Consider the following 11,043-nt stretch of genomic DNA (forward strand, 5'->3'; position numbering starts at 1 on the left):
CGGCGGCCTCAAGGCTCCGGCGGGTCTGCTCCACCCTGTCGACGCCGGTCTCCGGCTCCAGGACGCGGACGGCCTCCTGGTCGGAGTGGAACGGCCGCGGGTGCGACCTCGAGGCGGCGGGCACGGCGACGGCGTACGGCCGGATGCGGGAGCTCAGGCGCTCAGCACGACGCGTGGCGTGGACCCGGGTGGCCAGGGCGCCGGCGGCGAGGCGGGCTCGCTCGTGCTGGGGCGCGGACCGCTTCCGGGTCAGTGGGCGCAGCACGGCTTGGTCCTCGGTGTCGTGCGGGTACAGGGCGCGCAGGTCGGCGGTCATCATCCGTCGGTCGGCCGTGCGGGTGTAGTCGTCGACGACTGTCTGCACGATCTGTTCGTCCAGGCGCGCCTGGTGGGGCCGGCCGCGCAGGACGTAGGAGAGATGGCGGCGGGCCTCGGCGAGCAGGTGGTGGCGCTTGAACGCTCCGCGCATCACGTACACCACGGCGAGGACGTCGACGGCCGCCAGGGCTATGTCGACCACCGGCCGCACCCGCGCCCACACGGCCGCGGCCGCCGCACGCGCCCGCTGTGCCAGCCGGTCGACGACGTCGGCGCCGTAGGCCGGATCGCTGAGTCGCGCCATCGCTCACGCAGCTCGGTCAGCGGCAGCGTCTCTGTGCGCTTGGGCGGGGGCGTCTGGTCGGCGGCCTGGCGGGCCAGCGCGTAGGCGGCCCGCTCCCCCGGCGCCGGATGAACGTGCAGGTAATCGCGGATGCGGCCGGACTCCTCGCCTGGGCGTCGGCGGCACTTCCCGGCTCGCCACACGACCTGATTGCTGCGCAACCCACGGCATCATCGCCGCGTTGACATCAACGCCGCCCGGATGACCTTCGCGGACAAGGCGTACTAAAGAAAAACCCTTGACCAAGCTGCGCTGCAGCTCCTCCCGGACGACCGCAATGGTGCAGGCCATCCTCGTTCTCCACCACGTCGAAAACCCGACGTACCAAGGATGAGAAACGCTCAGCCATGCCGACCGACCCCAGTGATGAGTTTTCGCGCCCGCACCCGTCACACGTACGACGGGAAACGACGAGGCGGAAGGATGACGTGATGAGTGCGGACACACGGCTGGAGGAACTGGGCGTGAGCGGTCTGAGCGAGGTCGACGAGCCGGCGTTCTCGGAGCTGGCGGAGCGGCACCGGAGGGAGCTGCACGTGCACTGCTACCGGATGCTCGGGTCGTTCGAGGACGCCGAGGACACCGTGCAGGAAACGTTCCTCCGTGCCTGGCGGCGGCGGGAGACCTTCGAGGGGCGGTCGACGTTCCGGGCCTGGCTGTACCGGATCGCCACCAACGCCTGTCTGGACCTGCTCGCCAAGTGCCGCCCGGAGCCCGCGACCGGTGGCGAGGTGCTGTGGCTGCAGCCCTACCCGGACCGGCTGCTCGACGAGCTGCCCGCCAGCGACGCGGACGAGCCGGAGACCGTCGCCGTGGCGCGCGAGACGATCGAGCTGGCCTACCTGGTCGCCGTCCAGCACCTCGCGCCGCGCCCGCGGGCCGTGCTGATCCTTCGGGACGTGCTCGGCTGGCCGGCGAAGGACGTCGCGGAAACCCTCGGGGACTCCGTCAACTCCGTGAACAGCGCGCTGCAGCGGGCCCGCGCCGGCATGCGGGAGCACCTGCCCGCAGAGCGGCAGGACTGGACCGGCGGCGAACAGGACGCCGGGACGCGCGAGCTGGTGCGCCGCTTCACCGATGCCAGCGTGGCGAAGGACCTCGACGGGATCGCGGCCATGCTGCGGGACGACGTCCGGTGCTCCATGCCGCCCACGCCGGGCCTGTATGTCGGCCGCGACACCGTGGTGAACGACTGGGTCGAGGACGGCTTCGAGAGCCTGGGGGGCCTGGGCGCCCTCCCCACCTCCGTGAACCGGCAGCCCGCCATCGCCTTCTACCTATGGCAGGAGCAGGAGGACGCGTACCTGCCGCTGACGATCGATGTCCTGCGCATCACCGGCGGGGCGATCACCGAGATCGTCATCTTCCACGACGACCAGTTCCCGCGGCTCGGCCTGCCGGAGCGCCTGCCGGCGGACGGCACGGAGTAGGCCCGGTGTGGACGCTCGCGCTGCGCGGTGGCGCGCGTGTCACGGTGGCCACGGCGCAGTGGTGCGACGTGTTCGGCGTCGTCGCCCGCGGGCGGGTGCAGCTGGAGCCGCGCGACGGCGAGCCCGGCCGGTCCTCGGACGCGACACCGGGTTCTGGTTCCGCGGCACCGGCGTCAGCGGGCTGTGGAACCTCGGCCGTCGCACGGCGAGGGTGCGCATCGTCACCCGCAGCGCCAGGGCCGTCACCTGCCGGTCAACCCGTACGTCAGTTACCGATGGTGGAGGAACGAGATGGACAGCACGAATGACACCGGGGACGTCGCACGCCCGACATCGGCCCGGACCAGCCACACCCACCGCCTCCGCGGGCTCGCCGCCACCGGCTTCATTGCCACGCTCGCGGCGATGGTGGCCACCACCCTCGCCGCGGCGCTTGCCCAGGTCATTGGCATCGACTTCGAGGTCCCCGATGGTGGCGAGACGATCCCGTTGTCCGGGTTCGCCGTGGTGACCGGCTTCTTCTCGGTCGTGGGCATCGTCATCGCCGTCGCTCTTCTTCACTGGAGCGCTCGCCCCACCGAGCGATTCATGTGGACGGCGGTGTCACTGACCGCGATCTCGTTGGTCCCGCCACTCCTCTCCGGGGCAAACAGCGCCACCACCACCGCCCTCCTCGGGCTGCACCTCGTCCCTGCGACGGTGATGATCCCCACCCTGGCGCGGAGCATCCGCACCCGGACCGATTGACGATCCCGCAACGGGACAATGCGCGGCGCAAGGGCGCGCGAGCGCACCGACGCGGCACCCCGGTGCCGCCACCCTCCATCGGCAGGGCACCGGAGTATCGCCGCTGGCCTCCGCCACCACGCGCGCAACGCCAGCCGCCCCCTGAACATCCCCGGTATCACGCGATCAAACCGGACAGCGCTCCCAACTGACGTCCAGCGCCCCGGGCCGCCCGCCGAGGCTGACTGTCGTGGATTGCGCCTCACAATTTTGAACGCGTTCAACTCTTTGGTCTAGGCTCACTCGAGACGAAGGAGAGATAGCGATGAAGATTGTGATTCCTGGGGGCACCGGACAGGTCGGCGCGATCCTGAAGCGCGCACTCGACGCCGCCGGCCACGAGGTCGTGATTCTCACCAGACGCCCCATGCGCGAGGGCGAAATCCAATGGGATGGTCAGACCCTGGGGCCATGGACGGCGGCGGTGGACGGCAGCGATGTCGTCATCAACCTGGCCGGACGCACTGTGAGTTGCCGATACACGGCGGCCAATCTGCAGGAAATGATGAATTCCCGGATCGACTCCACCCGGGTCGTGGGCGCCGCGATCGCGGGCGCTGCCCGACCGCCCCGGGTCTGGCTGCAGATGAGCACCGCCACGGTGTACGCGCACCGCACCGACGCCCCCAACGACGAGGCCACGGGTGTGATCGGCGGCACCGAACCGGGCGTGCCGGACTACTGGGCGTACAGCGTCGAGATCGCCAAGGCCTGGGAGCAGGCCCAGCAGCAGGCCGAAACGCCGACCACGCGCAAGGTCGCTCTGCGCTCGGCCATGGTGATGAGCCGGGACCCCGGCGGGGTCTTCGCCGTCCTGCTGGGACTGGCCCGCCTGGGTCTCGGCGGCCCGGTCGCCGGTGGGGCACAGTACGTGTCATGGATCCACGAACACGACTTCGTGCGCGCGGTGGAGTTCTTGATCGACCATGAGGACATCGCAGGGCCGGTGAACCTGGCGGCCCCCCATCCACTGCCGCAGCGAGCATTCATGCGCACCCTGCGCTCCGCGTGGGGTGTACCGGTGGGTCTCCCTGCGACCAAGTGGATGGCCGAGATCGGCGCGTTCGCTCTGCGTTCCGACACCGAGCTGCTGCTGAAGAGCCGCCGTGTCGTCCCGGGCCGACTGACCCAGGCAGGCTTCGACTTTCAGTACGCACAGTGGCCGCAGGCCGCGGAGGAGCTGGTGCGTCGGGTGCGCGAACGGGTCGAAGGCGGTTCCGCGGCACGCCGGTGAACGGATCCGGGACGGCAGCCGATCTGGCCGCCCCGTCGGGCCTGGCAGGTCTGTGCTGCACCAGCCACCATGCGCGCAACACCACCCTCCCCTGGCCAGCCTCGGCATCACGTAACCAGACCGGACGGACCCACTGAACGACGCCGCTCTGGCCACTCACCCAGCAGCTCCGGCTCCGCAATACGTCCGGGTGCGAGTTCCACGTCGGCCTCGCCGAGGAGATGCATGCCGCAGCTGTGGAACATGTCCCGTCGCGAAGAGCGACCGCCGGGGCGTGGGAGAGACGGCCCTGCCGGCCCTGGACGACCTCGTACAGCCCCGCTAGGGAGAACGTCCGGCGGGACTCCTCCAGGGCGGCCGCCCACTCTTGCTCGAAGGCCTGCGCCCACTGTGCGGCGCTCTGGTCGGCGCGCAGCTGCGCGAGCAGTTCGGCCGGAGCGCCCGGCGCGGGGGCGTAGGGGACGGGTGCGTGGTCAGGCTGCGCCCTCATCGGCTGGTCCTCCCGGCGGCGGGTCCTCACCTCACGGTACGCGCGCTGGGTGGCCGTGGATGCGGCATGGACGGATCCCCTTCTACCGGGTCAGGGAGCGGGCGACGGCCTGGGCGTGCTGGCGCAGTGGGAGGTCCTGCTTGTCCAGCGGGCTCTTGTCGCGGTCGATAGCTGAGCCGAAGCACGATAGGTGTCGCCACCCGCATCCGCTGAACTGCGGCTTCAGTCGGGCGAAGCCCGGTGGTTGTCACCGATACAGCGCGCTACGTGTCACCGGCGGACCTCGGTGTGATCAACATGGCGAACGCGCTGTCGCAGGCCGCGGGCGCCCGCCCTTGCCAAGCCCATCATGAGGTACCTGGTGCTACCAGGTGCTGTACCTGGTGGTGGCCGTGATGGCGGATCAGAGGGGTGGACTGGCCGGGCGCCGTGACCGTCACAGGGCTCCGGCGTCCCGGGCCGTCCAGACGCTCGGGTAGATCGGCCGGAAGCCGAGCTCCCGGCGGATCCGCTGGTTGGACATGATTCCCAACCACGGGTCGGGGTCCGTGAGCTCGTGGAGCCCGGCCGGCACCTCGACGCCGTTGAGCTGGTACAACTCGACCGTCGTGACGGGGGCGTCATCGGCGATGTTGTAGATCCGGCTGGCGATGCCCGGCGCGTAGAGCAGGCGCATCAGGCCCTGGGCGACATCCGCGTGGTGGACCATCTGCAGGCGCTGGTGCGGCGCCCAACGGGAAGCCCAGTGCAAGGAGTCGGCGAGGTGCGGGTCGCCCTCGCCGTAGACGAAGGGGAGCCGTCCAATGCGTACGTCCAGACCCTTGAGCGCGAGCAGTTCGCGCTCGGCCTCGGCCTTGGACGCAGGGTAGGCGCCCCACATCGCGCCGCCCGGCCGGCTCTCGTCCTCCTCGGTCAGCGGGCGGCCCCGTCCGACGCCGTACACGTTGTTCGTGCTGACCTGCACGAACCGCTCCACGCCCAAGGCCTGCGCGGCGCGGCCCAGGGCCACCGCAGCGTCCCGGTTGACTACCCACGCCTCCTCGTCCGGCACCCCGCGGAAGGAGGCGGCGACGTTCACGATGGCGTCCACTCCGGCGAGTGCCTTGCCGAGTGTCTCCTCGTCGCGCATGTCTCCTACGGCGACCTGAGCGCCCAGCTCCGCGAAGCGCTCGCCACGGTCCGCGTCCCGCACCAGGACACGCACCTGCTCGCCCGGCTGCCGCTGGGCCAGTAGCCTCGGCACGAAGCGGCGTCCGACCTGTCCCGTCGTACCGGTCACCAAAGTCAGCATGATCTGCTCCTCACGCACTGTGTCGCCTGTCGTTGACGGCCAGCCTCGGCCGACGCGGGGGCGAGGGGGAGAGACCTGTTCATCAGGGGATCGCAAGTCCCTGGATAAGCCGGCCGGCCTCCCGCACCCTGGAGAGGTGAACCGAGCCGAACTCGCCGACTTCCTGCGCCGCGCTCGCGCCCGCCTGGACCCCTCCGACGTGGGCCTCACGGCCGGAGCCCGGCGCCGCACGCCGGGGCTGCGCCGCGAGGAGGTGGCCCAGCTGGCCGGCATGTCCGTGGACTACTACACACGGCTGGAACAGTCCCGGGGCCCGCGCCCGTCCCGCCAGATGCTCACCGCGCTGGCCCGCGCCCTGCGCCTGACGAAGGACGAACGCGACCATCTCTTCCACCTCACCGGTGAGGAAGCGCCGCGCCGGGAGGCGACCAGCACGCACGTGCGCCCGGGCCTGCTCCTGGTGCTGGACCGGCTGCACGACACCCCCGCGATGGTGGCGACCGACTGCGGCGAGGTCCTGGCCCAGAACGCGCTGTCACGGGCGCTGAGCGGAGACGTCCTCGCCCGCCCGCCCCGAGGACGCAACATGATCCGCCGCTTCTTCCTGGACCCGGCGGCCCAGGAGCTGTTCCCGCCCGAGGACCGCCCCGAGCGCGCCCGCGAGCAGGTCGCCGGCCTGCGAGCGGTGGCCTCGGCCCGCCCCACGGACCCCGAACCCTCCTCCCTCGTCGCCGAACTACGCGCCACAAGCGAGGAGTTCGCCCACCTCTGGGACGAACACGAGGTCGCTGTACGCCGCGCCTCCACGAAACGCTTCCGGCACCCTGCGATCGGAATCCTCGAACTCGACTGCGAGGTCCTCGTCAACTCCGACCACAACCAGCAGCTCGTCATCCACACGGCCCGCCCGGGCACGGACTCGTACGAGCGCTTGCAGTTGCTGCGGGTGGTGGGCTTGCAGGATCTGACGCCGACGGGCTCCTGACCACGTGCGCGCCTTCGAGTTCGCTCCCTGCCCCCACACATCGCCCACGATCCCGAACCCCCGCGCCATCCGGGGCCGACAACGGCACAACGTCTGCCACTGGCACAGGCAGGCAGACGACCACCCCTACTACCGAGCACTCAAGCCCCTGCTCGACGCTCACGCCGAGCAGCCGGCCGAGCTGATCGACAGCACACCGCGGCCCCGCCAGTGACAACAAGCCCGCCTGTGTGACAACTACCGTGCTTCGGCTCATACAGCGGCTCACACAACGAGGTGGATCGGCGCTGATCACCGTGTCCGAGGCGTGAGTTGAGCGTTCGGTCGTGTGCCGGGACATCACCGTGGATCGTGTCGGATGAGCCGTGGGGCCGCGTGGAACCGCTGCTGCCGCAGCGCGAGCGGCGCTTCCGCTATCCAGGCCGCAAGCCGCTGCCCGACCGGGACGTGCTGTGCGGAACCCTGTACGTGCCGCACACCGGCATCCAGTGGGAGTATCTGCCCAGGGAGCTGGGCTTCGGCTCGGGCATGACTGCTGGCGCCGATTGCGGGACTGGAACGAGGCCGGCGTATGGCAGCGGCTCCACGAGGTTCTGCTCGCCGAACTGAACGCGGCCTCACGCCTGGACTGGTCCCGCTGCGTGGTTGACTCCTCGCATGTCAGGGCCCCAAAAGGGGGAGCCACACGGGCCCGTCGCCAGTCGGCCGGGGCCGTGCCGGCTCGAAACACCACCTGATCTCCGACGGGCATGGCACCCCGCTCGGCGTCCTGCTGACCGGCGGCAACCGCAACGACGTCACCCAGTTACTCCCGCTCCTCGATGCGATTCCACCAGTCCGAGGCCGCGGCGGCCGCGGCGCGCGCCGCGGCGGCCTGCGCACCATCTTCCGCGACCACTCGCTCCGCTTCCCCCAGCCGTGAGCGAGCCGCGGCAGAGCCGGTGAGCCGCGGACTCGGACGGCCCGGCCGAGTCGCGGGCCTTCCCTCCGCGTGCGAGCCTGAATCCATGATCGGTGTGTCGGCTGTGCGGCTGGAGGCGTCTCTCGATCCTCGGCTGTCAAGGTGGCTGTGGCTGGTGAAGTGGCTGCTCGCGATCCCGCACTACATCGTGCTGTTCTTCCTGTGGATCGCGTTCGTCGTCGTGACGGTGATCGCGTTCTTCGCCATCCTCTTCACCGGCCGCTATCCCCGGCCCCTCTTCGACTTCAGTGTCGGTGTCCTGCGATGGAACTGGCGTGTCAACTACTACGCCCACACCGCGCTCGGCACCGACCGGTACCCGCCGTTCACCCTCGCGGACGTGCCCGACTATCCGGCGCGGTTCGACGTCGAGTATCCCGAGCGTCTCTCCCGCGGGCTGGTCCTGGTGAAGTGGTGGCTGCTGGCGATCCCGCAGTACGTCGTCGTCGGGATCCTCCTCGGCCACTGGGGGTGGGGAGGAGAGGACGATCGCTGGGGCGGCGGCGGGCTGATTCCCTTCCTCTCGCTGGTCGCCGTGGTCGTCCTGGCGTTCACCGGGCGCTACCCGGTGCACCTCTTCGACTTCCTGCTGGGCCTGGCCCGCTGGGTCGCCCGGGTGGCCGCCTATGCCGCTTTGCTGACGGACCAGTACCCGCCGTTCCGGCTCGACATGGGCGGGCAGGAGTCACCGCCGACGGATCTGACAAAGCGTCCAGTGCCGTAGGACCGCCGGCCCGTCGTACCGGGGTGCACCACCTCAGAGGCGTCAGACAGACGCAGGCGAGCCCGTAGGCCCGCGGCCGGGACCGCCCCCGGCCGGTGCCACCCGGGTAGCAATAAGGTGGCCCCATGTCTGCCACGTTGAGTCCCACGAGAGCCAGAGCCGCGCTCCGTACATCGGCGCGTATTTCCGTGGAGTTGCTGCTGGTCCTCGTGATGCTCGCAGCCTCGCTATGGCTTCTGGGCCGAATATGGTCGGTGGTCTGGCCGCTCGTCGTCGGTCTGCTCCTCACCACACTGACCTGGCCCCCGGCTCGTTTCCTGCGTCGTCACGGGTGGTCACCCGCCCTGGCCGCGTCGGCGGTGACCGTACTGTTCCTCCTGGTCGCCGTGGGCGTCGTGGCGCTGATCGCGGTGCCGGTGGCGTCCCAGTCCGGCGAGCTGACCGACGGAGTGGTCGAGGGTCTCCAGAAGCTGCGCGAGTGGGCCGCCGGGCCGCCGTTGAACATCGGCGACGATCAGATCACCAAGGCCATGGACACGGCGGTCGCCCGCGCTCAGGACGGCCTCGGCAGCATGGTCACCGCGGTCGTCACGGGAGTGAGCACCGTGGTCAACGGCTTGATCACCGCCGTCCTCGCGCTCTTCCTGATGTTCTTCTTCCTGAAGGACGGACCGCGGTTCCTGCCGTGGCTGGCCCGCCAGTTGCCCGGCCGGCTCGCCACCGACGTCCCGACCGTGGCCGCGCGCTCCTGGGACACCCTGGGCGCGTTCGTACGGTCCCAAGCGGCCGTCGGGCTGCTCGACGCCGTCCTGATCGGGCTCGGCCTGTGGATCGTGGGGGTACCGCTGGTGCTCCCGCTGGCGGTGCTGACCTTCGTCTCCGCGTTCGTGCCGATCATCGGCGCCCTGTTCGCCGGCCTCGTCGCGGTTCTCATCGCGCTGGTCTCCAACGGCCTGACCGACGCGCTGATCGTGCTGGCCGTCATCGTCGTGGTACAGCAACTCGAGGGCAACGTGTTCCAGCCGATGATCCAAAGCCGTGGGCTCGGCCTCCACGCGGCGGTGGTCCTCCTGGCCGTGACGCTCGGCGGCAGCCTGGCCGGCATCGTGGGCAGTCTCCTCGCCGTACCCGTCGCCGCGCTGATCGCGGTCGTCTGGAACTACGTGCGCGACCAACTGAGCGAGCCTTGCGAGGAGTCGGACGAGGAACCCATGGGCGTCCCGGCGTAGCGAAATTCGGTGGCCGCTCGCACCGGCCGGCCCCACGCTCCACCCCATGGAACAGCCGCAACGTGGGAGCCGTGCGGCCAGCGAGGCCGAGGGAACCTGGATGTATTTTCCGCAGGTGGCTGGTGGTGGATATCACCGGCTTGAAGTCCGCACCGCCGACGGGTACGCGTTCGCGAGCCGACATGGGCCACGTGCTCCCGCTGCCGACTGGGGCTTGTCGCCTGGATTCGCGTAGCCAAGCCACCCGCGCCGCCTTCGCGCCCGGTGCCAGGCGCGGCGCGCACGTGCGGGGCGTTCGCGGCGCTGGCTGCCGCGAACCTCAGCAGGAGCAGGCACCCCTGCGGTGATCCCTGCTCCTTCGATCACCGTCCTTCCGCGCTCCCGCCGGTACGGCGGAGCAACCACCTTCAAGCCGGTCAGCGAGACCGGAGGACCGCAAGGGACGATCACCATGGGCACTCAGTCCGGTTACCGCTGCACGGCTTGCCACGGGTGGAAGTGGGCTGGTCAGCAAGCTGGCTACGACCACATCCACGCCGTGCCGACGCTCCCCGATGACTCAGGGAGCACTGACACCCACCAGGTCACGCGCGGGTACGCGGTGGGCTTCTCGGGCGATTCGGCCTCCGATCGGGGACTGCCGCAGACCTGGGTCTTCTTCGAGCACTTGGAGCCCGCGATCGTCTTCGGCCGGGCCGGCCGCATGTCTGCCTGCGACATCTCCGGCTACGGCGTCTACGAAGCGGCACGCGAAGTCCGCTTCGACTTCTCCGAATCGGACGAGGAGATCATCACGCTCTACGTCACCGGCCACGCCCTTGACCGTCTCCCCGGCGAGGACGAGATCTTCGCTCGGTGGGCGGGCGGGGTCCGCCTCACGTCCGCGCTCTACGAAACGCCAGCGCTGCTGCCCTGACGAGAACCGAGCCCTTCCGTGGTCTTCCACGGGAGCGTGGCGTGTACGAAACGGTCAGGGCGCAGCCGTTCAGACAGCAGCCCTCACCCAAGGTCCGTGAGGAGGCAGACCCCGGCGTCGATCTCTGGCCTCCAGCCGGTGATGTCGAGCAACAGTCCATCCAGCGGGCCGCCCACCAGTTCGGCGTAGCTGCGCCCCGGCTTCGGGCCCGGTGGTCGTGGTCGGTGCCGTAGGTCCGGTCGCGCAGCAGTTGCTCATCGTCTGTCCATGTCGTCCAGCCTCGCAGCCGCCCCTGAGAAAGACCGCGTGCCCAGGGGCGGCTGCGAGGCTGGACGA

Annotated in this window: 9 protein-coding genes and 5 pseudogenes; 10 read left to right on the forward strand and 4 right to left on the reverse strand. The window is 70.2% G+C overall.

All coding sequences use genetic code 11. From position 1 onward, the window contains the following. Positions 1 to 729 (reverse strand): annotated as a pseudogene (locus AOK23_RS26320) (MobF family relaxase); the annotation flags it as partial. Between AOK23_RS26320 and AOK23_RS52015 the strand changes: the two are divergent. The 4 genes and pseudogenes from AOK23_RS52015 to AOK23_RS26335 all read left to right on the forward strand — a co-directional run. Continuing rightward, a pseudogene (locus tag AOK23_RS52015) lies at positions 730 to 995 on the forward strand (IS5/IS1182 family transposase); the annotation flags it as partial. It lies immediately after the preceding pseudogene. Positions 996 to 1,092: 97 nt separating this feature from the next. Continuing rightward, positions 1,093 to 2,091 carry an RNA polymerase subunit sigma-70 gene (locus AOK23_RS26325; protein ID WP_055715115.1) on the forward strand — a complete coding sequence of 333 codons (999 nt, stop codon included), beginning with the start codon at positions 1,093 to 1,095 and terminating at the stop codon, positions 2,089 to 2,091. 291 nt (positions 2,092 to 2,382) lie between these two features. Beyond that, complete coding sequence (locus AOK23_RS48965; protein WP_055715116.1) at positions 2,383 to 2,838, forward strand: DUF6069 family protein; 456 nt, start codon at positions 2,383 to 2,385, stop codon at positions 2,836 to 2,838. 304 nt (positions 2,839 to 3,142) lie between these two features. Continuing rightward, entirely contained in the window at positions 3,143 to 4,111 is a 969-nt protein-coding gene (locus tag AOK23_RS26335; protein ID WP_055715117.1) for a TIGR01777 family oxidoreductase, read from the forward strand. 358 nt (positions 4,112 to 4,469) lie between these two features. On the opposite strand, the pseudogene AOK23_RS50290 reads toward AOK23_RS26335, so the two are convergent. Both AOK23_RS50290 and AOK23_RS26340 read right to left on the reverse strand, forming a co-directional pair. Continuing rightward, positions 4,470 to 4,601: pseudogene (locus AOK23_RS50290) on the reverse strand (DUF6247 family protein); the annotation flags it as partial. Between the two features lie 436 nt (positions 4,602 to 5,037). Then, a complete protein-coding gene (locus AOK23_RS26340; protein WP_055715123.1) occupies positions 5,038 to 5,892 on the reverse strand; it encodes an NAD-dependent epimerase/dehydratase family protein in 855 nt (284 codons plus the stop codon). 136 nt (positions 5,893 to 6,028) lie between these two features. On the opposite strand from AOK23_RS26340, the gene AOK23_RS26345 reads away from it, so the two are divergent. From AOK23_RS26345 to AOK23_RS26370, 6 genes and pseudogenes are all read left to right on the forward strand, one after another. Continuing rightward, positions 6,029 to 6,877, forward strand: a complete 849-nt coding sequence (locus AOK23_RS26345; RefSeq protein WP_055715118.1) for a helix-turn-helix transcriptional regulator — start codon at positions 6,029 to 6,031, stop codon at positions 6,875 to 6,877. Positions 6,878 to 6,881: 4 nt separating this feature from the next. Beyond that, positions 6,882 to 7,091 (forward strand): hypothetical protein, encoded by a 210-nt coding sequence (locus tag AOK23_RS26350; RefSeq protein WP_055715119.1) that lies wholly within the window; start codon positions 6,882 to 6,884, stop codon positions 7,089 to 7,091. A gap of 98 nt (positions 7,092 to 7,189) precedes the next feature. Continuing rightward, a pseudogene (locus AOK23_RS26355) lies at positions 7,190 to 7,772 on the forward strand (IS5 family transposase); the annotation flags it as partial. Positions 7,773 to 7,884: 112 nt separating this feature from the next. Then, positions 7,885 to 8,562 carry a DUF4389 domain-containing protein gene (locus AOK23_RS26360; RefSeq protein WP_055715120.1) on the forward strand — a complete coding sequence of 226 codons (678 nt, stop codon included), beginning with the start codon at positions 7,885 to 7,887 and terminating at the stop codon, positions 8,560 to 8,562. Positions 8,563 to 8,687: 125 nt separating this feature from the next. Next, positions 8,688 to 9,791 (forward strand): AI-2E family transporter, encoded by a 1,104-nt coding sequence (locus AOK23_RS26365; protein WP_055715121.1) that lies wholly within the window; start codon positions 8,688 to 8,690, stop codon positions 9,789 to 9,791. A gap of 451 nt (positions 9,792 to 10,242) precedes the next feature. Next, positions 10,243 to 10,707: a hypothetical protein gene (locus AOK23_RS26370; RefSeq protein WP_055715122.1), complete on the forward strand. Its 465-nt coding sequence runs from the start codon at positions 10,243 to 10,245 to the stop codon at positions 10,705 to 10,707. Positions 10,708 to 10,793: 86 nt separating this feature from the next. Here the strand turns inward: AOK23_RS26370 and AOK23_RS50295 are convergent. Further along, positions 10,794 to 10,993 (reverse strand): annotated as a pseudogene (locus AOK23_RS50295) (hypothetical protein); the annotation flags it as partial. Positions 10,994 to 11,043 lie beyond the last annotated feature (50 nt).

The organism is Streptomyces torulosus (assembly GCF_001419765.1).
In the GTDB taxonomy this organism is placed as follows: Bacteria; Actinomycetota; Actinomycetes; order Streptomycetales; family Streptomycetaceae; genus Streptomyces; species Streptomyces torulosus.

Bases quoted from the DNA above. Each gene is read 5' to 3' on its own strand.
- AOK23_RS26325 (WP_055715115.1), top strand. From the start codon at position 1,093: ATGAGTGCGGACACACGGCTGGAGGAACTGGGCGTGAGCGGTCTGAGC.
- AOK23_RS48965 (WP_055715116.1), top strand. From the start codon at position 2,383: ATGGACAGCACGAATGACACCGGGGACGTCGCACGCCCGACATCGGCC.
- AOK23_RS26360 (WP_055715120.1), top strand. From the start codon at position 7,885: ATGATCGGTGTGTCGGCTGTGCGGCTGGAGGCGTCTCTCGATCCTCGG.
- AOK23_RS26365 (WP_055715121.1), top strand. From the start codon at position 8,688: ATGTCTGCCACGTTGAGTCCCACGAGAGCCAGAGCCGCGCTCCGTACA.
- AOK23_RS26340 (WP_055715123.1), bottom strand. From the start codon at position 5,892: ATGCTGACTTTGGTGACCGGTACGACGGGACAGGTCGGACGCCGCTTC.
- AOK23_RS26370 (WP_055715122.1), top strand. From the start codon at position 10,243: ATGGGCACTCAGTCCGGTTACCGCTGCACGGCTTGCCACGGGTGGAAG.
- AOK23_RS26335 (WP_055715117.1), top strand. From the start codon at position 3,143: ATGAAGATTGTGATTCCTGGGGGCACCGGACAGGTCGGCGCGATCCTG.